This window comes from Frankia sp. ACN1ag, assembly GCF_001414035.1.
Lineage (GTDB): Bacteria > Actinomycetota > Actinomycetes > Frankiales > Frankiaceae > Frankia > Frankia torreyi.
The window spans coordinates 79178-99760 of sequence record NZ_LJPA01000004.1; the positions used below are offsets into that span (position 1 = coordinate 79178).

The window sequence follows — 20583 nt, forward strand, 5'->3', positions numbered from 1 at the left end:
TCCTTTCACTGTCCCGCCAGGCTGCCCGCCCGTAGGACGGCGGCATGCGCCACCGGAGGTCGTCGAGGGCCCCCGCCGGTGGGCGGGGGCCCTCGTGAAGGTCAGTACTGTTCGGTCTCGACGAACTCCGCGCCGTCGTCGGACGGGTCGGAGAACGCCGGGTTGTAGCCGTCGGTGCCGTAGGTGTCCACGGCCTGACGCGGGTCGAATCCGGGCGGGGAGTCCTTGAGCTGCAGGCCCATCGCGCCGAGCTTCGTCTTGACCTCGTCGATCGACTTCTGCCCGAAGTTGCGGATGTCGAGCAGGTCGGCCTCGCTGCGGGAGACCAGCTCGCCGATCGTGTGGATGCCCTCGCGCTTGAGGCAGTTGTAGGAGCGGACGGTCAGGTCCATCTCCTCGATCGGCAGCGCGAGGTCGGCCGCCAGCGCCGCGTCCGCGGCCGACGGGCCGATGTCCACGCCCTCCGCCTCGGCGTTGAGCTCCTGGGCCAGCCCGAACAGGCCAACCAGGGTCTTGCCGGCGCTCGCCATCGCGTCGCGCGGGGAGATCGACGGCTTCGTCTCCACATCGACGATGAGCCGGTCGAAGTCGGTGCGCTGCTCGACGCGGGTCGCCTCGACCTTGTAGGTCACCTTCAGCACCGGCGAGTAGATCGAGTCGATCGGAATCCGCCCGATCTCCTGGCCGGCCTGCTTGTTCTGGGCCGCGCTGACGTACCCGCGGCCCCGCTCGACGGTCAGCTCGATCTCGAGCTTGCCCTTGTCGTTGAGGGTGGCCAGGCGCAGCTCGGGGTTGTGCACCTCGACGCCGGCCGGCGGGGCGATGTCCGCCGCCGTGACCTCACCGGGGCCCTGCTTGCGCAGGTACATCACCGTCGGCTCGTCGTTGTCGGAGCTGACGACCAGTTCCTTGAGGTTCAGGATCAGGTCGGTCACGTCCTCCTTGACGCCGGGCACGGTGGAGAACTCGTGCAGCACCCCGTCGATGCGGATGCTGGTCACCGAGGCGCCGGGGATGGAGGACAGCAGGGTCCGGCGCAGCGAGTTGCCGAGTGTGTAGCCGAAGCCCGGCTCCAGCGGCTCGATCACGAAACGTGACCGGAACTCGGAGATCGGGTCCTCGACGAGGGTGGGACGCTGAGCGATCAGCATGAGTACGTCCTTCCGACCACGGCGACCGCCATATGACGCCGTGTGGTGCGGGCTCCCGGGTCGGGAGCCGGCGGGTGGGACATCGGTCCGTTCCACCCGCGGGCCCGATGCCCGCCCGCCCACCCGCTGAACCACCCGGGCGGCGCACATGGCACCGGTTGTCGCTTCTCCAGTGTGCCTCGCCGCCACACGGCGGTGGCGGCGGGCACAGTGCCACCGACCCGGCGGCGGGAGGACGGCTCGCCCCGCCGCTGGCGAGCCGGCGGCCGAGCCACCTCCCGCCACCGGCGGGGGCGTCCGGAACTACTTGGAGTAGAGCTCGACGATCAACTGCTCCTGGACCTGGGTGTCGATGACCTGCCGGGCCGGCAGGGAGTGCACCAGGATCCGCATCTGGCTCGGGATGGACTCCAGCCACGCCGGGACGGCCCGGCCCTGGCCCGCGGTCTCCCGGGCGACGATGAACGGGGTGAGCTCCCGGGCCTTCGGCGCGATCTCGACGATGTCGTTCTCGCTGATCCGGTAGCTCGGGATGTCGACCTTGCGCCCGTTGACCTGGACGTGGCCGTGCCGGACGGCCTGGCGGGCGGCGTCGCGGGACGGCGCGAAGCCGCCCCGGTAGACGACGTTGTCGAGGCGCGACTCGAGGATCTTCAGCAGCTCGTCACCGGTCTTGCCGGCCCGCCGGTTCGCCTCGTCGTAGTAGCCCCGGAACTGCTTCTCCAGGATGCCGTAGATCCGCGCGCACTTCTGCTTCTCGCGCTTCTGCAGCAGGTACTCGGAATCCTTGGTGCGGCCCCGACCGTGCTCGCCCGGCGGGTAGGGCCGGATCTCGATCGGGCACTTCGGGGTGTCGCACTTGCTGCCCTTGAGGTACAGCTTCGTCTTCTCGCGGCGGCAACGCTTGCAGTCCGCGCCGGTGTAACGGGCCATCTAGTCCTTCTCTCTCGTCTCCTGGCGCGAACTCGAACGCGACGCCACGACTCCGGCCGGGACGCCGTCCCGGCCGCGATCGCCACGCCGCACGGTCACACCCTGCGCCGCTTCGGCGGGCGGCAACCGTTGTGGGGGGTCGGGGTGACGTCCTGGATCGCCCCGACCTCCAGGCCAGCGGCCTGCAGCGAGCGGATCGCGGTCTCCCGGCCGGAACCGGGGCCCTTCACGAACACGTCGACCTTGCGCATCCCGTGCTCCTGCGCCTTGCGGGCCGCGTTCTCGGCGGCCATCTGCGCGGCGAAGGGGGTGGACTTCCGGGAGCCCTTGAAGCCGACGTGGCCGGCGGAGGCCCAGGAGATCACGTTCCCGGTGGGATCGGTGATCGAGACGATCGTGTTGTTGAACGTGCTCTTGATGTGAGCGTGCCCGTGGGCGACGTTCTTCTTTTCCTTGCGCCGGACCTTCTTGGCGCCGGCGGCGCGAGTCTTGGGAGGCATCTTCGCGTGTGGTCTCCGTCTGCGAGGTCGTCGATCAGTGGTCGTCCGAGGCCGGGCCGAGCGGCCCGCCGGGCGCCCTGACTACTTCTTGCCGGCCTTCTTCTTACCGGCGATGGCACGGCGCGGGCCCTTGCGGGTGCGGGCGTTGGTGTGCGTCCGCTGACCGTGGACCGGCAGGTTCCGCCGATGCCGGAGACCCTGGTAGCAGCCGATCTCCATCTTGCGGCGGATGTCCTGCTTGATCTCCCGGTTGAGGTCGCCCTCCACCCGGTAGTTCGCGTCGATCCACTCGCGCAGCCGGACGATCTCGTCCTCGCTCAGGTCGCGGACGCGGGTGTCCGGGTTGACCCCGGTGGCGGCGAGGGTCTCCCGGGAGCGGGTACGGCCGATCCCGAAGATGTAGGTCAGGGCGATCTCGACCCGCTTCTCGCGGGGGAGGTCGACGCCGGAGAGGCGTGCCATGTACGGATGTTTCCTTCCTGCAACCGGAGGTCTCGGGCGATGCCGCCCCGACCGGCGCAGTGCCGGCCGGGCCCCGGCCTCCGACCGGGGGTGAGACGTCCCGCGCGGGACGCCTGGCATCGCTTGGGTGCGGTGCTCCTCAGCCGGGCCGCGCGGCGCGCGTACGCGCGCCGCCGGCGGGGCGAGGCCCACCCGTCAGTGGCTTCAGCCCTGACGCTGCTTGTGACGCAGGTTGTCGCAGATGACCATGACACGCCCGTGGCGGCGGATCACCTTGCACTTGTCACAGATCTTCTTGACGCTGGGCTTGACCTTCACGGCTGTTGCGGACCTCCTGCGCAGCCGCGGGCCGCGCGTGGCGATGGGATGGTGGTACGGGCGATGTGGAGGAGATCGACTACTTGTAGCGGTAGACGATGCGGCCGCGAGACAGGTCGTAGGGCGAGAGCTCGACCACGACGCGGTCCTCCGGCAGGATCCGGATGTAGTGCTGACGCATCTTGCCGCTGATGTGGGCGAGAACGCGATGACCGTTCTGGAGCTCGACCCGGAACATTGCGTTCGGGAGCGGCTCCACCACACGGCCCTCGATCTCGATGGCCCCGTCCTTCTTCGGCATGTCCTCCGCTGTCCTGACGTCGACGACTGAATCGGCGGTTCGGCCGCGACCGGTCGAGCTGACCGGACATTCGTCCGGAAAGACCCAGGTCAGAGGCCCGGACCCCAGAAGGGACCACGGACCGCCAACCACACTGCCACCGACCGCAACTGCCACGTATCAGGACTGCTATCGACGCGGTGGAGCACACCGGCGTGAGGAGACCGCCAACTGAAGAGTGTACGTGGCCCATCCGTCAAGGGCCAACACAGGCTCAGCCGATGCCGGACGGGGCATCGGCGGGCTGCCCGCAGGCGACGCCGAGCGCGGCGAGTCGAGCAACCCCACCGTCGGGCTCGGTCAGCACCCAGGGGCCTCGCGAGGTGATCGCCACCGAGTGCTCGGTGTGCGCGGCGAGGCTGCCGTCCTGGGTCACGACGGTCCAGTCGTCGGAGAGCACGGTCGTGTCCGGCGAGCCCGTGGTGATCATCGGCTCGATCGCCAGCGCCAGTCCTTCGACCAGGCGGATGCCGCGGCCGGGCCGGCCGTAGTTGAGCACGTGGGGGGGCTGGTGCATCTCGGTGCCGATTCCGTGGCCGCCGTAGTGGTCGACGATGCCGTAGCCGTGCGGGCGGATGTGGCGCTCCACAGCGGCGCTGATGTCGGTGAGCTTGCCACCGAGCTGGGCGGCGGCCAGGCCGGCCCACAGCGAGCCCTCACAGGCCGCGATCAGGTCGAGGGCCTCGCGGGACACCTCACCGACCGGGACGGTGATCGCCGCGTCCCCGTGCCAGCCGTCCACGATCGCGCCGCAGTCGATCGAGATGATGTCGCCCTCGCGCAGCAACCGCCTGCGCGTCGGGATCGCGTGGACGACCTCGTTGTTGACCGAACTGCAGATCGACGCCGGGTACGGCGGCTGGGCATAGCCCTTGAACGAGGGGATTCCGCCGTCGCCGCGGATCGTCTTCTCCGCGAGCGCGTCGAGGTCCGCGGTCGTCACGCCGGGGGCGACCGCCTCGCGCAGCCGGGCGAGCGTCTTGGCGACGAGCAGGCCGGCCACCCGCATCTTGGCGATCTCCGCCGCGGTCTTGATCTGGACGTGCTCTCGTCGCGCCACGCTCTCGCCTCGGTCTGTGTCCGTGTCCTGATCCGATACCCGATGCTAACCGTCAACCCGATGGCGGCAGCACGGACGATCATCCGAACCGCCGACGCCCACCCCGAGGACCGACGCAGGACCGCCGCCCACCGCGAGAGCGGGCAGGCGCTGGGCGGCGGGCGTCTCAGTCCCCGTAGTGCCGCAGCGCGTCGAGCGCCCGATCGGTGACGTTGTCCACCGGGCCGGTGGCGTCGATGCCGATCAGGATGCCCTTCTCGGCGTAGTACGCCACCAGCGGCGACGTCTGGTCCGCGTACACCTCGAGCCGGTGGCGCACGGTCGCGGCCTGGTCATCGTCGCGCTGGAACAGGTCGCCGCCGCACCGGTCGCACAGGCCCTCGACCGACGGCGGGTCGAAGTCGAGATGCCAGATGTGCCCGCAGGCGCGGCACGTCCGCCGGCCGGAGAGCCGCCGCACCACCTCGTCGTCGTCGACAACGAGCTCCAGGACCACGTCCAGGCGGGTTCCCATCCCGTCGAGCATCTGCCCGAGCACCTCGGCCTGGGGCACGTTGCGGGGGAACNCGTCAAGCAGGAAGCCCTTGACCGCGTCGTCCTCGGCGAGCCGGTTGCGAACCATCCCGATGGTGACCTCGTCGGGCACGAGGTCACCGGCATCCATGAAGGTCTTGGCCTTGACGCCCAGTTCGGTTCCCTGTCGCACGTTCGCTCGGAAGATGTCCCCAGTCGAGATCTTGGGGATGGACCGCGCCTGGGCAATGAACGCGGCCTGCGTACCCTTTCCGGCACCGGGCGGTCCCACCAGTACGAGGCGCACTACCGGAGGAAACCTTCGTAATTGCGGAGCATGAGCTGGCTTTCGATCTGCTTCACGGTTTCCAGCCCCACCCCCACCATGATCAGGACCGAGGTGCCCGCGAAGGGGAACGGCTGGTCCTTGGTCAGGTTCAACAGTGCCAACGGAAGGACGGTGATCACTCCGAGGAACAGCGAGCCGGGGAGAGTGATCCGGTCTAGTACGTGTTTGAGGTACTCCGCCGTCGGGTTACCCGGTCTGATCCCGGGGATGAACCCACCATACTTCTTCATGTTGTCCGCGACCTCCGTTGGGTTGAAGGTGATCGCAACATAGAAGTAGGTGAAGGCGATGATGAGTGCGAAGTACGTCACGAGGTAGAGCGGATGGTCCCCGCGAGAGAGATACCTCTGCTCGAAGTCCTGAAAGCCCTGGTTGCTCCACACCTGCCCGGCGAGCTGCGGGAGCTGGAGCAGGGAGGAGGCGAAGATAACGGGGATGATCCCGGCCTGGTTGACCTTGATGGGCAGGTAGGTGGAGGTGCCCCCGTACATCCGCCGGCCGATCAGCCGCTTCGCGTACTGGACCGGGATCCGTCGCTGGGACTGCTCGACGAACACCACGAAGACCATGATCGCGAGCCCCAGCAGAATCACCAGACTGAACACCACGCCGCCGGCGACCTGGAGGATCCGGCTGCCCTCGGAGGGAAGGCGCGCCGCGATCGAGGTAAAGATCAGCAGAGACATGCCGTTGCCGACGCCACGCGCCGTGATCAGCTCGCCCATCCACATGATGACCGAGGTACCGGCGGTCATCGTGATGACGATCGTCGCGACCCGGAACAGGCTCGTGTCCGGGATGATGGCGGCCGAGCAGCTCGGGAAGAGCCGTCCGCTGCGGGCCAGCGCCACGATGCCGGTCGCCTGCAGAACGCCGAGCGCGATCGTCAGGTAGCGGGTGTACTGGGTGAGCTTCTGCTCGCCCGAGCTGCCTTCCTTCTTGAGCTGCTCGAGGCGGGGGATCACGACGACGAGCAACTGGATGATGATGCTCGAGGTGATGTAGGGCATGATGCCCAGCGCGAAGATGGAGAGCTGGAGCAGTGCGCCACCGCTGAAGAGGTTGATCAGCGAGTAGACGTTGCTGCTGTCCGCGCTCGCGCTGTTGAGGCAGGTGTTGACCGCGCGGGTTGAGACGCCGGGCGACGGCATGACGCTGCCGAACCGGAACAGCACCACGATCCCGACGGTGAACAGCAGCTTCTTGCGCAGGTCAGGAGTGCGGAATGCCCGCGTGAAGGCGGTGAGCACGGCTCCTCCTGCTGGGATTGCGGACCGACGGGGAGTGGACATCCTGCCCTGTGCGGAGCGCCTACGGCGGCCGGCGGCCGACGTCGGTTAGGCGACTGTAACAGGACACCCGGTCCACTCGTCCGGACATCACGCCCAGTAAGCAGCGGTGGCCGGGAAGAACCAGTCTGATGCCGGTGCGCGCCGCCTGTTGCGCGGGCTGCCCGGACAAGCAGGGCGAGGGACGGCCGTGGGGCCGCCCCTCGCCCGGGGTCTCAACTCTGGGTGACGCTCCCGCCGGCAGCCGCGATCTTCTCCCGCGCGGATGCCGAGAACGCGTCGGCGCTGACGTGCAGCGCGACGTCGATGTCGCCGTTGCCCAGCACCTTCACCGGCAGCTTGGCGCGCACGGCCCCCTTGGCCACGAGGTCGGCCTTGGCCACCTCGCCGCCCGCAGGGAACAGCTCGGCCAGCGTGGACAGGTTCACCACCTGGTACTCCACCCGGGCCGGGTTGCTGAAGCCCTTGAGCTTGGGCAGCCGCATGTGCAGGGGCATCTGGCCACCCTCGAACCGGGCGGGCACCTGCTTGCGGGCCTTGGAGCCCTTGGTGCCACGACCGGCCGTCTTGCCCTTGGAGCCCTCACCGCGACCGACGCGGATCCGGCTGCGGTGGGCGCCGGGCGCCGGACGCAGGTGATGCACCTTCAGGCCACGGCCACGCTCGGTCTGCGCCGAGCCGGCGTCGCCCTTGGCGGTCTCACCGTTGGGGGTCTCGCCCTTGGGGGTCTCGCCCTTGTCGGTCTTGGTCAGTTCGGCCATGGCTAGGAGTCCACCTCCTCGACCCGGACAAGATGGGTCACAGTCCTGATCATCCCGCGAACCTCGGGACGGTCGTCACGGACGGTTGTGGCGTTGATCTTCCGCAGGCCGAGGGTCCGGAGCGTGGCCCGCTGGTTGTGGGTGCCGCCGATCCCCGAACGGATCTGCGTGATGCGCAGCTTGGCCATCACACACCGGCCCCGGCCGCGCGGGCGCGCAGCATGGCCGGCGGGGCGACGTCCTCGAGCGGCAGACCGCGTCGGGCCGCGATCTCCTCGGGCCGCATGAGGCCGCGCAGGGCGGCCACCGTCGCGTGCACGATGTTGATCGGGTTCGACGAGCCGAGCGACTTCGACAGTACGTCGTGCACACCGGCGCACTCCAGCACGGCGCGCACCGGACCGCCGGCGATCACACCGGTACCGGGCGAGGCCGGCTTGAGCAGGACGACGCCCGCCGCCTCCTCACCCTGCACCGGGTGCGGGATCGTCGAGCCGATCCGGGGCACCTTGAAGAAGTGCTTCTTGGCCTCCTCGACGCCCTTGGCGATGGCGGCGGGGACCTCCTTGGCCTTGCCGTAGCCGACGCCGACGGTCCCGTCGGCGTCACCGACCACGACGAGGGCCGTGAAGCTGAAGCGACGACCACCCTTGACGACCTTGGCGACGCGGTTGATCGCGACGACCCGCTCGACGTAGGCGTTCTTCTCCTGGGCCGGGCCGCCGCCCGACCGGTCCCGGCGTTCCCGACGGTCCGAGCCGCCGGACCCGCCGCCGCGGCGCTGCTGGCCTGGCATCTACAACATCTCCCTGTGCTGGCTGTACTGGGTGGCTTGGGGCTGAGCGGTCATCAGAAGTCCAGCCCGCTTTCCCGCGCCGCATCCGCGAGCGCGGCGATGCGACCGGCGTAGGTCCGGCCGCCGCGGTCGAACACGACCGCGTCGATCCCGGCCGCCTTCGCCCGCTGGGCGACCAGTTCGCCGACCTTGCGGGCCTGGGCCGACTTGTCGCCCTCGCCACCGCGCAGGGTGACGTCCAGGGTGGACGCCGAGGCGAGCGTGTGGCCGGCGGCGTCGTCGATGACCTGGGCGTAGATGTGCCGCGAGGACCGGGTGACGACGAGCCGGGGGCGGGACTGGGTGCCCGCCACCTTCTTGCGCACGCGGACATGCCGACGGAGCTTCGCGGTCCGCCGACGCGCGCTGGCGCCGAGGCTCACTGCCATGATCTATCTCCTACTTCCCGGTCTTCCCGACCTTGCGGCGGACGACCTCGCCCTGGTAGCGCACGCCCTTGCCCTTGTACGGGTCGGGCTTGCGCAGTCCGCGGATCTTCGCGGAGACCTCACCGACCAACTGCTTGTCGATCCCGTGGACCACGAAGCGGGTCNGGGTCTGCACCTCGAAGCGGATGCCCTCGGNGGCCTTGACCGGGACGGGGTGGCTGTAGCCGAGCGCGAACTCCAGGTCGGAGCCCTTCGCCTGGACGCGGTAACCGACGCCGACGATCTCCAGGGTCTTGGAGTACCCGGTGGTGACGCCGGTGACCATGTTGGAGACCAGGGTGCGGGTCAGGCCGTGCAGCGAGNGGGACCGGCGTTCGTCGTCCGGGCGGGTCACGACGAGCTGACCCTCCTCCCGGTTGACTCCGATCGGCTCGACCACGACGTGGCTCAGGGTGCCCTTGGGCCCCTTGACGGTAACGGTCGCCCCCTCGACGGTGATGTCGACACCGCTGGGGACGGGAATGGGCAGGCGCCCGATCCGAGACATCGCTCGCCTTCCTTACCAGACGTAGGCGAGGACTTCCCCGCCCACGCCCCGCTTGCCCGCCTGCTTGTCGGTCAGCAGCCCCGACGAGGTGGAGATGATGGCAACGCCCAGTCCCCCGAGCACCCTGGGGAGGTTCGTCGCCTTGGCGTAGACCCGCAGGCCCGGCTTGCTGATGCGCTTGATCCCGGCGATCGAACGCTCGCGGTTCGGGCCGTACTTCAGATCGATGACCAGGGAGTGGCCGACGCCGCCAGCCGAGGTCGCGTCCTCGACGTGCCAGCTGGAGATGTAGCCCTCCTGCTGGAGGATCTCGGCGATGTGGGTCTTGATCTTGCTGTGGGGCATCACCACTCGGTCGTGGTAGGCCCGGCTGGCGTTGCGGACACGCGTGAGCATGTCCGCAATCGGGTCGGTCATCGTCATGGCTTGACGCCTTTCTCACGGCGGTTCCCGCCGGCGCCGGGGATCGTCCCCGGCAGCCGTCGTGTGGGCCTGCCGCGATCGGGGGGAGGTGCGGAGGTGGAGCGGTCTATCGGGAAGCTCCCGTGTCTACCGGGAAGCTCCCGTGTCTACCGGGAAGCTCCCGTGTCTACCGGGAAGCTCCCGTGTCTACCAGGAGCTCTTGGTGATGCCGGGCAGCTCGCCGCGGTGCGCCATCTGCCGCAGGCAGACCCGGCAGAGTCCGAAGACCCGGTACACGGAGCGGGAGCGGCCGCAACGCTGGCAGCGCGTGTAACCGCGCACCGCGTACTTCGGCTTGCGGTTCGACTTCTCGATCAGTGCCTTCTTGGCCATCTGTCTAGTTCTCCCGGAAGGGGAAGCCCAGCGCCCGCAGGAGCGCCCGGCCCTCGTCGTCGGTGGTCGCGGTGGTGACGACCGTGATGTCCATGCCCCGAACCCGGTCGATCCGGTCGATGTCGATCTCGTGGAAGATCGACTGCTCGGTGACGCCGAACGTGTAGTTGCCCGCGCCATCGAACTGCTTCGGCGACAGTCCGCGGAAGTCACGGATGCGCGGCAGCGCGATGGAGACCAGGCGGTCGAGGAACTCCCACATCCGGTCGCCGCGCAGGGTCACCTTCGCCCCGATCGGCATTCCCTCGCGCAGCTTGAACTGGGCGATGGACTTCTTCGCCCGCCGCACGGCCGGCTTCTGGCCGGTGATCGCGGCAAGGTCGCGCACGGCGCCGTCGATGAGCTTCGCGTCCCGGGCGGCGTCGCCGACGCCCATGTTGACGACGACCTTCACGACGCCGGGGATCTGCATGACGTTGCGGTAGGAGAACTCCTCCCGCAGCGTCGTGGTGATCTCGTCGCGGTACCGCTGCTTGAGCCGTGGGACCGGGCGAGCACCGGTGGTCCGGTCTTCGGTGGTCACAGTCATTTGATCTCGATTCCCAACTGCTCGACTGCTCGCTCGGCCTACAGCTCGGCGCCGGTGCGCCGGGAGATGCGGACCTTGGTGCCGTCCTCGTTGATGCGGTACCCGATCCTGGTCGGCCGTCCGTCCGACGGGTCGACGATCATCACGTTGCTCACGTGGATCGGCNCCTCCTGGGTGACGATGCCCCCGGACTGCGAGCCCCGCGCGCTCTGCTGGACGCGGGTGTGCCGGGTGATCCGGTTCGCGCCCTCGACGAGGACCTTGTTCTGCTCGGGGTAGGCCCGGATGACCTTCCCCTTCAGTCCGCGGTCCTTGCCGGTGATGATCTGGACCGTGTCACCCTTCTTGATCTTCAAAGTGGCCACGGTCACAGCACCTCCGGCGCCAGCGAGATGATCTTCATGAACTTCTTGTCACGCAGCTCCCGGCCGACCGGCCCGAAGATGCGGGTGCCCCGGGGGTCACCACCGTCCCGGATAAGCACCGCCGCGTTCTCGTCGAAACGGATGTAGGAGCCGTCCGGCCGCCGGCGCTCCTTGGTGGTGCGCACCACGACCGCCTTGACCACGTCGCCGCGCTTCACGCCGGCGCCGGGCAGGGCATCCTTGACCGTGCCGACGATGATGTCGCCGATCCCCGCGTAACGACGCCCAGAGCCGCCAAGCACCCGGATGCAGAGAATCTCCCGCGCTCCGGTGTTGTCGGCGACCCGAAGTCGCGACTCCTGCTGAATCACTTTCCGCTCCTGATCACCCGGTACCGCTGATCAACCGGTACTGCATCGGACCCGGTCACCCGGGCGCCGGGGGCTGGTTCGCCCACGGGGCCGACTTGCCCCTGGGGCTTCCTCGCCCCGGAACTACTTGGCCTTCTCCAGGACCTGCACGACCCGCCACCGCTTGGTGGCCGACAGCGGCCGGGTCTCCATCAGCAGCACGCGGTCGCCGACACCGACGGTGCCGTGCTCATCGTGCGCCTTGACCTTCTTCGTCCGGCGGATCGTCTTGCCGTACAGCGGGTGCTGCACGCGGTCCTCGACCGCGACCACGACGGTCTTGGTCATCTTGTCGCTGACCACGAGGCCCTCGCGGACCTTGCGGAAGCCGCGGTCCGCGACCGCCGCCTCGGTGTTCTGCGAAGCCTCCTGGGAGGCCGTCTCGTCTGCCACTGCCCTCACGCCCGTTCCGACTGCGTCGCGTCATCGTCCGCCGCACCGGCGACCAGCGCCGGATCGCCGGTGATACCCAGCTCCCGTTCGCGCATCACCGTGTAGATCTTGGCGATGTCACGCCGCACGGCACGCAGCCGCCGGTTGTTGGAAAGCTGCCCGGTCGCCGCCTGGAACCGGAGGTTGAACAGCTCCTCCTTGGCCTCCCGGAGCTTGTCGACGAGCTCGTCGCCCGACAGGCTCCGCAGCTCGTCCGCGGTAGCGACAGCCATCACGCACCACCTTCACGAACCACGAAACGGCACTTCATCGGCAGCTTGTGGATCGCGCGCCGCATCGCCTCCCGGGCCACGGGCTCCGCGACTCCGGACAGCTCGAACAGCACCCGGCCCGGCTTCACGTTCGCGACCCACCACTCGGGCGAGCCCTTGCCGGAACCCATCCGGGTCTCGGCGGGCTTCTTGGTCAGCGGGCGGTCCGGGTAGATGTTGATCCAGACCTTGCCGCCACGGCGGATGTGGCGGGTCATCGCGATACGCGCCGACTCGATCTGCCGGTTCGTCACGTAGGCCGACTCCAGGGCCTGGATCCCGTACTCGCCAAATGTGACGCGGGTTCCGCCCTTGGCCGCACCGGTCCGCCCGGGGTGGTGCTGCTTGCGGTGCGCGACCTTCCGGGGAATCAGCATGATCTATTCCTCCGCCTTCTCCGGAGTGCCCGTCGTCGCGGCGGCGGCCGGCGTGGCGGCCGACTCGGTCGCGGCGGTGGCGGGCGCGGTCGGCTCGGCCGCCGGGGCCTGCGACGGCGCGGCCTCGGGCGCGGTGGTCTCGGGTGCGGTCGACTCGGGTGCGGTCGTCTCAGGTGCAGCGGTCTCGGGAGCAGCGGTCTCGGGAGCCGGCGCGTTCCCGCCGCGCCCCCGGCGCTCGCTGCGCGCCGCGGCGCGACCGGCGTCGGTACCGCCCTGCGTGGTGCCGGACGAGCCGGAACGCGGCCCGCGGCGCGGACGGTCCCGACGGGTCTGACGCTGCAGCGCCTCCTGCGCCTCGCGCTCGGCCCGGCTCTGGACAATGTCGCCCTTGTAGATCCAGACCTTCACGCCGATGCGGCCGAAGTTCGTCCGGGCCTCGTAGAAGCCGTAGTCGATGTCCGCCCGCAGGGTGTGCAGCGGCACCCGGCCCTCGCGGTAGAACTCCGACCGGCTCATCTCGGCGCCGCCGAGGCGACCCGAGCACTGGACCCGGATGCCCTTGGCGCCGCCCTTCATCGCCGTCTGCATCGCCTTGCGCATGGCGCGGCGGAAGCTGACGCGGCTGGAGAGCTGCTCGGCCACGCCCTGGGCGACGAGCTGCGCGTCGACCTCGGGGTTCTTGACCTCGAGAATGTTGAGCTGCACCTGCTTGCCGGTGAGCTTCTCCAGGTCGCCGCGGATGCGGTCGGCCTCGGCCCCGCGGCGTCCGATCACGATGCCCGGGCGCGCGGTGTGGATGTCCACCCGCAGTCGACCCTGGGTCCGCTCGATGTCGACCCGGCTGATACCGGCCCGCTCCATGCCCCGCGACATCATCTTGCGGATCTTCACGTCCTCGCCGACGTACGCCTTGTACTGCTTGTCGGCGTACCAGCGGGAGGTGAACTCCGAGGTGATGCCAAGCCGGAACCCGTGCGGGTTGACCTTCTGTCCCACTACCGGGCCCTCCTAGTCGTCTTCGCGCCCCGACCGGCCGCGGAGACCGGCTCCCGGCTCTCCACCACGACGGTGATGTGGCTGGTGCGCTTGCGGATCCGGTAGGCCCGGCCCTGGGCGCGGGGCCGGATGCGCTTGAGCGTCGGCCCCTCGTCCACGTAGACCTCACCCACCCACAGGGTGGCGGGGTCGAGGCTGTGGTTGTTCTCGGCGTTCGCCGCGGCGCTGGCGACGACCTTGTAGACGTCGTCGCTGGCCGCCTGGGGGGCGAACCGGAGGATGTCCAGCGCCTCGCTGACCGACCGGCCGCGCACCAGGTCGACGACCCGGCGAGCCTTCGTCGGCGAGACCCGCACGTAGCGGGCCGACGCCTTGGCGCCCGGCAGGCCGGCGCGGGTCACGCCCTCGACGAGATCGTCAGCCACGGCGCGACCTCCGGTCCTCCTTGACGTGGCCGCGGAACGTCCGGGTCGGGGCGAACTCGCCGAGCTTGTGCCCGACCATGCCCTCGGTGATGAAGACCGGGACGTGCTTGCGGCCATCGTNCACGGCGATCGTGTGCCCCAGCATGTCGGGGATCACGGTGGAGCGCCGCGACCAGGTCTTGATGACGTGCTTGGTGCCCTTCGAGTTCTGCACGTCCACCTTCTTGAGCAGGTGGTCGTCGACGAACGGGCCCTTCTTCAGACTGCGTGGCATGGCTGTGTCTCCTCCTTCCTGCTCAGATCCGGTGGGTACGGGGGGCGGACGGCGGGCTCACGGGCGCCGGGGTCCGGGTGCGTGAGGTCACTACCGCCGCCTGTTCTGCTTGCGACGACGCACGATGAGCGCGTCGGACGACTTGTGGTTGGCGCGGGTCCGCCCCTCCGGACGGCCCTTCGGGTTGACCGGGTGGCGACCACCGGAGGTCTTGCCCTCACCACCACCGTGCGGGTGGTCGACCGGGTTCATCGCGACACCACGCACGGTGGGCCGGCGGCCCTTCCAGCGCATCCGGCCGGCCTTACCCCAGTTGATGTTGCTCTGCTCGGCGTTGCCGACCTCGCCGACGGTGGCGCGGCAGCGGACGTCCACGTTGCGGATCTCGCCCGAGGGCATCCGCAACTGGGCGTAGGGGCCGTCCTTCGCGACGAGCTGCACGCTGGCGCCGGCGCTGCGGGCGATCTTCGCGCCGCCGCCGGGACGCAGCTCGATGGCGTGCACCACGGTGCCGGTCGGGATGTTGCGCAGCGGCAGGGCGTTGCCGGGCTTGATGTCGGCGCCCACCCCGGAGCTGACCTGGTCACCCTGCTTGAGCTTGACCGGCGCGATGATGTAGCGCTTCTCGCCGTCGGCGTAGTGCAGCAGCGCGATGCGGGCCGTGCGGTTCGGGTCGTACTCGATGTGCGCGACCTTCGCCGGCACGCCGTCCTTGTCCCGCCGGAAGTCGATGATCCGGTAGGCCCGCTTGTGGCCGCCGCCCTGGTGCCGGGTGGTGATCCGGCCGTGGACGTTACGTCCGCCCTTGGAGTGCAGCGGGCGGACCAGCGACTTCTCCGGGTGGTCACGGGTGATCTCGACGAAGTCGGCCACGCTCGCGCCACGACGCCCCGGCGTCGTCGGCTTGTACCTACGAATTCCCATGGCTTCCTACCGTCCCTGGCCCGTCGACCGGTGGGCCGCCGCCGCGGCGCGGCGCACGCGCTCAGGCACCGGGGCCTCCGAAGATCTCGATCGTGTCACCGGGAGCCAGGCTCACCAGGGCCCGCTTGGTCGCGGACCGGTGTCCCCAGCCGTGCTTGGTCCGCTTGCGCTTGCCCTGCCGGTTGATGGTGTTCACCCGCAGGACGCGCACGCTGAAGATCTGCTGGACCGCGAGCTTGATCTGGGTCTTGTTCGCGTCCGGGTGCACGATGAAGGTGTAGACGTTCTCGTCGAGCAGGCCGTAGCTCTTCTCGGAGACGACCGGCCGCAGGATCACGTCACGCGGGTCGGGAATCACTTGTTCTCCTCCGCCCCGGCCGCGGCGGGCGACGCCGGACGGCTGTCGCGGGCGAGGAACGCGGCCAGCGCCTCCTCGGTGAAGACGACGTCGTCGCTCACCAGCACGTCGTAGGTGTTGAGCTGGCCCGGATCGAGCAGGTGCACCGCCGCGACGTTGCGCAGGCTCTTCCAGGTCAGTTCGTCAGTGCGGCTCGCGACCACCAGCACGCGGCGGGTGTCCGCGACCGTGCGCAGCGCCGTCACCGCAGCCTTCGTCGACGGCGTCTCGCCGGAGACCAGCGAGGACACGACGTGGACCCGGTTGTTGCGCGCCCGATCGGACAGCGCGCCGCGCAGCGCGGCGGCCTTCATCTTCTTCGGGGTGCGCTGGTCGTAGCTGCGCGGGGTCGGGCCGTGCACGACGCCACCGCCGGTGAACTGCGGAGCGCGCAGTGAGCCCTGCCGGGCGCGGCCGGTGCCCTTCTGCCGGTACGGCTTGCGACCACCGCCGCGGACCTCGCCGCGGGTCTTGGTGGCGTGGGTGCCCTGTCGGGCCGCCGCGAGCTGCGCGACCACGACCTGGTGGATCAGCGGGACGTTCAGCGGCACGTCGAACACGCCACCGGGCAGCTCAGCGCTGCCACCGTCACCGCCGTTCGGCGCGTGCACCGAGACGGTGCGCGTGGTGGTGGCATCCGGATCGGATGCGGTCGCCACCGGGCTCATGCCGAGACCTCCTCACCGGCGCCGACCGTCGCGGCCGGGGCGATCGCCTCGGGCGCCGGGCGCTTGGCCGCGCTGCGCACGAAGACGAGACCGCCGTCCGGGCCGGGAATCGCGCCCTTCACCAGCAGAAAGCCACGCTCGGTGTCGACGGCGTGGATGGTCAGGCCCGGCGTGGTGGTGCGCGCGTGGCCCATCCGGCCCGCCATGCGCAGGCCCTTGAAGACGCGGCCGGGGGTGGCGCAGCCGCCGACCGAACCCGGCGAGCGGTGCTTGCGCTCGACGCCGTGCCCGGCGCCCAGGCCCTTGAAGCCGTGGCGCTTCATGACACCGGCGAAGCCCTTGCCCTTGGAGGTGCCGGTGACGTCGACGACGGTCCCCGGGACGAACACCTCGCCGGTCAGCTCCTGGCCGGGCCGGTAGTTCGCGGCATCGGCGGTGCGCAGCTCGACGAGGNGGCGCCGCGGCGTCACCCCGCTCGTGGCGAAGTGCCCACGGGTCGGCTTGTTGATCTTACGCGGGTCGATCTCGCCGTAACCGAGCTGGACGGCCGAGTATCCGTCCGAGTCAGGCGTCTTGACCTGCGTGACGACGTTGGGTCCGGCCTTGATGACGGTGACCGGCACGACGCGGTTGTTCGCGTCCCATACCTGGGTCATCCCGAGCTTGGTGCCCAGGAGCCCTCTGTAGTTGCGGATGAGCATGACTGCGCCGGCCCCTCTTACAGCTTGATCTCGATGTCGACACCGGCGGGGAGATCGAGACGCATCAGCGAGTCGACCGTCTTCGGCGTCGGGTCAAGGATGTCGATCAGCCGCTTGTGCGTCCGCATCTCGAAGTGCTCGCGGCTGTCCTTGTACTTGTGCGGCGACCGGATGACGCAGTAGATGTTCTTCTCCGTCGGCAGCGGCACCGGTCCCGCGACCTGCGCACCCGTCCGGGTCACCGTCTCGACGATCTTCCGCGCCGAGCTGTCGATGACCTCGTGGTCATAGGCCTTGAGCCGAATGCGGATCTTCTGTGCCGCCATGGTGGGCTTCGCCTGTCCTGTCTGTCTCGTCCGGCCGGTACCGCTACCGGGTCACCGCCCGTAGATCCACGCCGCCGCCGGTGGCGCGAGGCCCGTGCCCCGCCGCCGGCGAAGGGAATCTGCCGGTTACCGCTGTCTCGTGCCGGCCTGAGCGTCGATCGATCGACGCTCAGGCCGGATTACCTGCCACGTCGGCAGCCGGGTGGCGCCGGCAGCCGGGCCGCCCGGGTGGTGCGGGCAATCGCGCCGCCCGAGCAGCAATGTGGGCGGTGGGCCCGGGGGCTCCGGACCCACCGCCCACCGCTACTACTTGAGAACCTTCGTGACCTGGCCCGCGCCGACGGTCCGGCCACCCTCGCGGATGGCGAAGCGCAGACCCTCCTCCATGGCGATCGGCTGGATGAGCTCGACCGTCATCTCGGTGTTGTCGCCCGGCATGACCATCTCGGTGCCCTCGGGGAGGGTCACGACGCCGGTCACGTCGGTGGTGCGGAAGTAGAACTGCGGCCGGTAGTTCTTGAAGAACGGCGTGTGGCGGCCGCCCTCGTCCTTGTTCAGGATGTAGACGCGCGCCTCGAACACCGTGTGCGGGGTGATCGTCTTGGGCTTGACGATGACCTGGCCGCGCTCGACGTCCTCGCGCTTGATGCCGCGCAGGAGCAGGCCCACGTTGTCGCCGGCACGCCCCTCGTCGAGCAGCTTGCGGAACATCTCGACGCCGGTCACGGTCGTCGTGGTGGTCTCCGGCTTGATGCCGACGATCTCCACGGTCTCGTTGACCTTGACGATTCCACGCTCGACGCGGCCGGTGACGACCGTGCCACGACCGGTGATCGTGAAGACGTCCTCGATCGGCATGAGGAACGGCCGGTCAATGTCACGCTGCGGCTCGGGGATCGAGTCGTCGACCGCGGCCATGAGCTCGAGGAGCTTGGCGCCCCACTCCTTGTCGCCCTCCAGCGCCTTGAGCGCGGAGACGCGGATGACCGGGACGTCGTCACCCGGGAACTCGTACGAGCTGAGCAGCTCGCGAACCTCGAGCTCGACGAGCTCGAGGATCTCCTCGTCGTCGACCATGTCGGCCTTGTTCAGCGCGACGACGATGTAGGGCACGCCGACCTGACGCGCGAGGAGCACGTGCTCCTTCGTCTGCGGCATCGGGCCGTCGGTCGCGGACACCACCAGGATCGCCCCGTCCATCTGGGCGGCTCCGGTGATCATGTTCTTGATGTAGTCCGCGTGCCCCGGGCAGTCGACGTGCGCGTAGTGCCGCTTGTCGGTCTGGTACTCGACGTGCGCGATCGAGATCGTGATACCGCGGGCCTTCTCCTCCGGCGCCTTGTCGATCTGGTCGAACGGCGTGAAGGGGTTGAGCTCCGGGTGCGCGTCGTGCAGGACCTTGGTGATCGCCGCGGTCAGCGTGGTCTTGCCATGGTCGATGTGACCGATGGTGCCGATATTGACGTGCGGCTTCGTCCGCTCGAACTTCTGCTTCGCCACGGGTGTCCCTCCAAGGACGGGTGGTGTCGTGCTGTGTAGTCAGGTCGGGGAGGTGCTCACGCCACGAGGGCGGTCACTCCCCCCTCGCCTTGGCGATGATCTCCTTGGCGACGTTCGCAGGAACCTCGGCGTAGGAGTCGAACTGCATCGAGTAGCTGGCCCGGCCGGACGTCTTCGACCGCAGGTCGCCGACGTAGCCGAACATCTCCGACAGCGGCACCTGCGCCCGCACGATTCGGGAGCCGCCCCGCTCCTCCATCGCCTGGATCTGTCCGCGGCGGGAGTTCAGGTCGCCGATGACGTCCCCCATGTGGTCCTCGGGGGTGGTCACCTCGACGGCCATCAGCGGCTCGAGGAGCACGGGATCGGCCTTGCGGGCCGCGTCCTTGAACGCCATCGAACCGGCGATCTTGAAGGCGAGCTCGGACGAGTCCACGTCGTGGAACTGGCCGTCCAGGAGGGTGACCTTGACGTCGACCAGCGGGTAGCCGGCGAGCACGCCGAACTCCATGGCCTCCTGGCAGCCGGCGTCCACCGACGGGATGTACTCCCTGGGGATGCGGCCGCCGGTGACCTTGTTCTCGAACTCGTAGCCGCCGCCGTCGCCGCCGGAGGGCTCCAGGTTGATGATCACTCGGGCGTACTGGCCGGACCCACCCGTCTGCTTCTTGTGGGTGTAGTCGACCTTCTCCACCTTGCGGCGGATGGTCTCCCGGTAGGCCACCTGCGGCTTGCCGACGTTCGCCTCGACACCGAACTCGCGGCGCATGCGGTCGACCAGCACGTCGAGGTGCAGCTCGCCCATGCCGGCGATGATCGTCTGCCCGGTCTCCTCGTCGGTCCGGACCTGGAAGGTCGGGTCCTCCTCGGCGAGCCGCTGGATGGCGGTGCCCAGCTTCTGCTGGTCGGCCTTCGTCTTCGGCTCGATCGCGACGTGGATGACCGGCGCCGGGAACGTCATCGACTCCAGGATCACCGGGGCGTTCGGGTCGCAGAGCGTGTCACCGGTGGTGGTGTTCTTCAGCCCCACCACGGCGACGATCTGCCCCGCACCGACGCCGTCCCGGTCCTCCCGGTGGTTGGCGTGCATCTGCAGGATGCGCCCGATGCGCTCCTTGCGGTCCTTCGTCGAGTTCAGCACCGGCGAGCCGCCGGTCAACCTGCCGGAGTACACCCGGATGTACGTCAGCTTGCCGACGTACGGGTCACTCATGATCTTGAAGGCAAGCGCCGAGAACGGCTCGTCCTCGCTGGGCTCGCGGCGAACCTCGGTGTCCTCGTCGTTGACCGCGTGGCCGACGGTGGCGCCGATGTCCAGCGGGTTCGGCAGGAACTCGACGACCGCGTCGAGCATCGGCTGGACGCCCTTGTTCTTGAACGCGGAGCCGCACAGCACCGGGTTGAGCTTGCTCGCGAGGGTTCCGCGCCGCAGGCCGGCCACGAGCTGCTCCTCGGAGGGCTCGACACCCTCGAGGTAAAGCTCCATGAGCTCGTCGTCATTCTCGGCGACCGTCTCCAGGAGCTTGTCGCGCCACTCCTGCGCGGCCTCGAGGTGATCGCGCGGGATGTCGACGGTCTCGTAGGAAGCGCCCTTGTCCTCGCTCTGCCAGAGGAGGCCCTTCATCCGGATCAGGTCGATGACGCCGCGGAAGTCGGACTCCACGCCCCAGGGGAGCTGGATGACG

General features: G+C 69.3%; 31 protein-coding genes and 7 pseudogenes. All 38 read right to left on the bottom strand.

The features are described from left to right. Window positions 1-101: 101 nt before the first annotated feature. Entirely contained in the window at window positions 102-1151 is a 1050-nt protein-coding gene (locus UK82_RS04290; protein WP_044884215.1) for a DNA-directed RNA polymerase subunit alpha, read from the bottom strand. A gap of 303 nt (window positions 1152-1454) precedes the next feature. Beyond that, window positions 1455-2084, bottom strand: a complete 630-nt coding sequence (gene rpsD, locus UK82_RS04295) for a 30S ribosomal protein S4 (RefSeq protein WP_044884214.1) — start codon at window positions 2082-2084, stop codon at window positions 1455-1457. Window positions 2085-2179: 95 nt separating this feature from the next. Next, window positions 2180-2584 carry a 30S ribosomal protein S11 gene (gene rpsK, locus UK82_RS04300; RefSeq protein WP_009740503.1) on the bottom strand — a complete coding sequence of 135 codons (405 nt, stop codon included), beginning with the start codon at window positions 2582-2584 and terminating at the stop codon, window positions 2180-2182. An 81-nt stretch (window positions 2585-2665) separates the two neighbouring features. Continuing rightward, window positions 2666-3046 carry a 30S ribosomal protein S13 gene (gene rpsM / locus UK82_RS04305; RefSeq protein ID WP_009740504.1) on the bottom strand — a complete coding sequence of 127 codons (381 nt, stop codon included), beginning with the start codon at window positions 3044-3046 and terminating at the stop codon, window positions 2666-2668. 204 nt (window positions 3047-3250) lie between these two features. Further along, a complete protein-coding gene (gene rpmJ / locus UK82_RS04310; RefSeq protein WP_003956441.1) occupies window positions 3251-3364 on the bottom strand; it encodes a 50S ribosomal protein L36 in 114 nt (37 codons plus the stop codon). Window positions 3365-3443: 79 nt separating this feature from the next. Beyond that, window positions 3444-3665, bottom strand: a complete 222-nt coding sequence (gene infA / locus UK82_RS04315) for a translation initiation factor IF-1 (RefSeq protein ID WP_006541558.1) — start codon at window positions 3663-3665, stop codon at window positions 3444-3446. A gap of 253 nt (window positions 3666-3918) precedes the next feature. Then, window positions 3919-4764, bottom strand: coding sequence for a type I methionyl aminopeptidase (map, locus tag UK82_RS04320; RefSeq protein WP_055406414.1), 846 nt, complete (start codon window positions 4762-4764; stop codon window positions 3919-3921). A 166-nt stretch (window positions 4765-4930) separates the two neighbouring features. After that, window positions 4931-5330: nucleoside monophosphate kinase (locus tag UK82_RS35585; RefSeq protein WP_236705497.1), on the bottom strand; the 400-nt coding region annotated here is incomplete at its 5' end. 1 nt (window position 5331) lies between these two features. Further along, a pseudogene (locus UK82_RS35590) lies at window positions 5332-5584 on the bottom strand (nucleoside monophosphate kinase); the annotation flags it as partial. Beyond that, window positions 5584-6876 (bottom strand): preprotein translocase subunit SecY, encoded by a 1293-nt coding sequence (gene secY / locus UK82_RS04330; protein WP_011602314.1) that lies wholly within the window; start codon window positions 6874-6876, stop codon window positions 5584-5586. The gene secY and the pseudogene UK82_RS35590, both read right to left, overlap by 1 nt. Window positions 6877-7130: 254 nt before the next feature. Then, window positions 7131-7676, bottom strand: coding sequence for a 50S ribosomal protein L15 (gene rplO / locus UK82_RS04335; protein ID WP_110431424.1), 546 nt, complete (start codon window positions 7674-7676; stop codon window positions 7131-7133). A gap of 2 nt (window positions 7677-7678) precedes the next feature. After that, window positions 7679-7864 carry a 50S ribosomal protein L30 gene (gene rpmD, locus UK82_RS04340; RefSeq protein ID WP_011602312.1) on the bottom strand — a complete coding sequence of 62 codons (186 nt, stop codon included), beginning with the start codon at window positions 7862-7864 and terminating at the stop codon, window positions 7679-7681. Further along, complete coding sequence (gene rpsE / locus UK82_RS04345; RefSeq protein WP_009740511.1) at window positions 7864-8472, bottom strand: 30S ribosomal protein S5; 609 nt, start codon at window positions 8470-8472, stop codon at window positions 7864-7866. The genes rpmD and rpsE overlap by 1 nt, the downstream gene beginning before the upstream one ends. A gap of 53 nt (window positions 8473-8525) precedes the next feature. After that, entirely contained in the window at window positions 8526-8900 is a 375-nt protein-coding gene (gene rplR, locus UK82_RS04350; RefSeq protein ID WP_044884210.1) for a 50S ribosomal protein L18, read from the bottom strand. 10 nt (window positions 8901-8910) lie between these two features. Beyond that, window positions 8911-9064: 50S ribosomal protein L6 (gene rplF / locus UK82_RS35595; protein ID WP_236705536.1), on the bottom strand; the 154-nt coding region annotated here is incomplete at its 5' end. 32 nt (window positions 9065-9096) lie between these two features. Then, window positions 9097-9262, bottom strand: a pseudogene (locus UK82_RS35605) (50S ribosomal protein L6); the annotation flags it as partial. Window position 9263: 1 nt separating this feature from the next. After that, window positions 9264-9447, bottom strand: a pseudogene (gene rplF / locus UK82_RS35610) (50S ribosomal protein L6); the annotation flags it as partial. A 12-nt stretch (window positions 9448-9459) separates the two neighbouring features. Continuing rightward, window positions 9460-9870, bottom strand: coding sequence for a 30S ribosomal protein S8 (gene rpsH / locus UK82_RS04360; RefSeq protein WP_044884208.1), 411 nt, complete (start codon window positions 9868-9870; stop codon window positions 9460-9462). A 186-nt stretch (window positions 9871-10056) separates the two neighbouring features. After that, window positions 10057-10242, bottom strand: a complete 186-nt coding sequence (locus UK82_RS04365; protein WP_011602308.1) for a type Z 30S ribosomal protein S14 — start codon at window positions 10240-10242, stop codon at window positions 10057-10059. A 4-nt stretch (window positions 10243-10246) separates the two neighbouring features. Further along, on the bottom strand, window positions 10247-10831 hold the full coding sequence (rplE, locus tag UK82_RS04370) for a 50S ribosomal protein L5 (RefSeq protein WP_044884207.1): 585 nt from the start codon (window positions 10829-10831) through the stop codon (window positions 10247-10249). A gap of 38 nt (window positions 10832-10869) precedes the next feature. After that, window positions 10870-10996, bottom strand: a pseudogene (locus UK82_RS35615) (50S ribosomal protein L24); the annotation flags it as partial. A 1-nt stretch (window position 10997) separates the two neighbouring features. Next, window positions 10998-11196, bottom strand: a pseudogene (gene rplX, locus UK82_RS35620) (50S ribosomal protein L24); the annotation flags it as partial. Window positions 11197-11198: 2 nt separating this feature from the next. Then, window positions 11199-11567, bottom strand: coding sequence for a 50S ribosomal protein L14 (gene rplN / locus UK82_RS04380; protein WP_009740518.1), 369 nt, complete (start codon window positions 11565-11567; stop codon window positions 11199-11201). Between the two features lie 123 nt (window positions 11568-11690). Then, a complete protein-coding gene (gene rpsQ / locus UK82_RS04385; protein WP_044884206.1) occupies window positions 11691-11999 on the bottom strand; it encodes a 30S ribosomal protein S17 in 309 nt (102 codons plus the stop codon). Window positions 12000-12004: 5 nt separating this feature from the next. Then, on the bottom strand, window positions 12005-12274 hold the full coding sequence (rpmC, locus tag UK82_RS04390; protein WP_011602304.1) for a 50S ribosomal protein L29: 270 nt from the start codon (window positions 12272-12274) through the stop codon (window positions 12005-12007). Continuing rightward, window positions 12271-12687, bottom strand: a complete 417-nt coding sequence (gene rplP / locus UK82_RS04395) for a 50S ribosomal protein L16 (protein ID WP_009740521.1) — start codon at window positions 12685-12687, stop codon at window positions 12271-12273. Before rplP ends, rpmC begins: the two co-directional genes overlap by 4 nt. 3 nt (window positions 12688-12690) lie before the next feature. Then, window positions 12691-13683: a 30S ribosomal protein S3 gene (gene rpsC, locus UK82_RS04400; RefSeq protein ID WP_044884205.1), complete on the bottom strand. Its 993-nt coding sequence runs from the start codon at window positions 13681-13683 to the stop codon at window positions 12691-12693. Continuing rightward, the gene (gene rplV / locus UK82_RS04405) at window positions 13683-14108 is read right to left on the bottom strand and encodes a 50S ribosomal protein L22 (RefSeq protein ID WP_044884204.1); all 426 of its coding nucleotides are present in this window, start codon (window positions 14106-14108) and stop codon (window positions 13683-13685) included. The genes rpsC and rplV overlap by 1 nt, the downstream gene beginning before the upstream one ends. Then, window positions 14101-14228: ribosomal protein S19 family protein (locus UK82_RS35625; RefSeq protein WP_236705537.1), on the bottom strand; the 128-nt coding region annotated here is incomplete at its 5' end. The genes UK82_RS35625 and rplV, both read right to left, overlap by 8 nt. A 1-nt stretch (window position 14229) precedes the next feature. After that, a pseudogene (locus tag UK82_RS35630) lies at window positions 14230-14382 on the bottom strand (ribosomal protein S19 family protein); the annotation flags it as partial. A 90-nt stretch (window positions 14383-14472) separates the two neighbouring features. After that, on the bottom strand, window positions 14473-15306 hold the full coding sequence (gene rplB / locus UK82_RS04415; RefSeq protein ID WP_009740525.1) for a 50S ribosomal protein L2: 834 nt from the start codon (window positions 15304-15306) through the stop codon (window positions 14473-14475). Between the two features lie 61 nt (window positions 15307-15367). Beyond that, on the bottom strand, window positions 15368-15664 hold the full coding sequence (gene rplW / locus UK82_RS04420; RefSeq protein ID WP_009740526.1) for a 50S ribosomal protein L23: 297 nt from the start codon (window positions 15662-15664) through the stop codon (window positions 15368-15370). After that, window positions 15661-16371 (bottom strand): 50S ribosomal protein L4, encoded by a 711-nt coding sequence (gene rplD, locus UK82_RS04425; protein WP_044884203.1) that lies wholly within the window; start codon window positions 16369-16371, stop codon window positions 15661-15663. The genes rplW and rplD overlap by 4 nt, the downstream gene beginning before the upstream one ends. Beyond that, the coding region (gene rplC, locus UK82_RS35635; protein ID WP_236705498.1) for a 50S ribosomal protein L3 at window positions 16368-16824 on the bottom strand (457 nt) is incomplete at its 5' end. The genes rplD and rplC (UK82_RS35635), both read right to left, overlap by 4 nt. A gap of 1 nt (window position 16825) precedes the next feature. Then, window positions 16826-17072: pseudogene (gene rplC / locus UK82_RS35640) on the bottom strand (50S ribosomal protein L3); the annotation flags it as partial. 17 nt (window positions 17073-17089) lie between these two features. Continuing rightward, window positions 17090-17398 carry a 30S ribosomal protein S10 gene (gene rpsJ / locus UK82_RS04435; protein ID WP_007514815.1) on the bottom strand — a complete coding sequence of 103 codons (309 nt, stop codon included), beginning with the start codon at window positions 17396-17398 and terminating at the stop codon, window positions 17090-17092. A 306-nt stretch (window positions 17399-17704) separates the two neighbouring features. Beyond that, a complete protein-coding gene (gene tuf, locus UK82_RS04440; protein ID WP_044884201.1) occupies window positions 17705-18898 on the bottom strand; it encodes an elongation factor Tu in 1194 nt (397 codons plus the stop codon). Between the two features lie 73 nt (window positions 18899-18971). Beyond that, window positions 18972-20583, bottom strand: a 1612-nt coding sequence (gene fusA / locus UK82_RS04445) for an elongation factor G (RefSeq protein ID WP_236705499.1), incomplete at its 5' end; no start/stop codon positions are given.

Bases quoted from the DNA above. Each gene is read 5' to 3' on its own strand.
- UK82_RS04290 (WP_044884215.1), bottom strand. From the start codon at position 1,151: ATGCTGATCGCTCAGCGTCCCACCCTCGTCGAGGACCCGATCTCCGAG.
- rpsD (WP_044884214.1), bottom strand. From the start codon at position 2,084: ATGGCCCGTTACACCGGCGCGGACTGCAAGCGTTGCCGCCGCGAGAAG.
- rpsK (WP_009740503.1), bottom strand. From the start codon at position 2,584: ATGCCTCCCAAGACTCGCGCCGCCGGCGCCAAGAAGGTCCGGCGCAAG.
- rpsM (WP_009740504.1), bottom strand. From the start codon at position 3,046: ATGGCACGCCTCTCCGGCGTCGACCTCCCCCGCGAGAAGCGGGTCGAG.
- infA (WP_006541558.1), bottom strand. From the start codon at position 3,665: ATGCCGAAGAAGGACGGGGCCATCGAGATCGAGGGCCGTGTGGTGGAG.
- rplO (WP_110431424.1), bottom strand. From the start codon at position 7,676: ATGGCCGAACTGACCAAGACCGACAAGGGCGAGACCCCCAAGGGCGAG.
- rpmD (WP_011602312.1), bottom strand. From the start codon at position 7,864: ATGGCCAAGCTGCGCATCACGCAGATCCGTTCGGGGATCGGCGGCACC.
- rpsE (WP_009740511.1), bottom strand. From the start codon at position 8,472: ATGCCAGGCCAGCAGCGCCGCGGCGGCGGGTCCGGCGGCTCGGACCGT.
- rplR (WP_044884210.1), bottom strand. From the start codon at position 8,900: ATGGCAGTGAGCCTCGGCGCCAGCGCGCGTCGGCGGACCGCGAAGCTC.
- rpsH (WP_044884208.1), bottom strand. From the start codon at position 9,870: ATGACGATGACCGACCCGATTGCGGACATGCTCACGCGTGTCCGCAAC.
- UK82_RS04365 (WP_011602308.1), bottom strand. From the start codon at position 10,242: ATGGCCAAGAAGGCACTGATCGAGAAGTCGAACCGCAAGCCGAAGTAC.
- rplE (WP_044884207.1), bottom strand. From the start codon at position 10,831: ATGACTGTGACCACCGAAGACCGGACCACCGGTGCTCGCCCGGTCCCA.
- rplP (WP_009740521.1), bottom strand. From the start codon at position 12,687: ATGCTGATTCCCCGGAAGGTCGCGCACCGCAAGCAGCACCACCCCGGG.
- rplB (WP_009740525.1), bottom strand. From the start codon at position 15,306: ATGGGAATTCGTAGGTACAAGCCGACGACGCCGGGGCGTCGTGGCGCG.
- rplD (WP_044884203.1), bottom strand. From the start codon at position 16,371: ATGAGCCCGGTGGCGACCGCATCCGATCCGGATGCCACCACCACGCGC.
- rpsJ (WP_007514815.1), bottom strand. From the start codon at position 17,398: ATGGCGGCACAGAAGATCCGCATTCGGCTCAAGGCCTATGACCACGAG.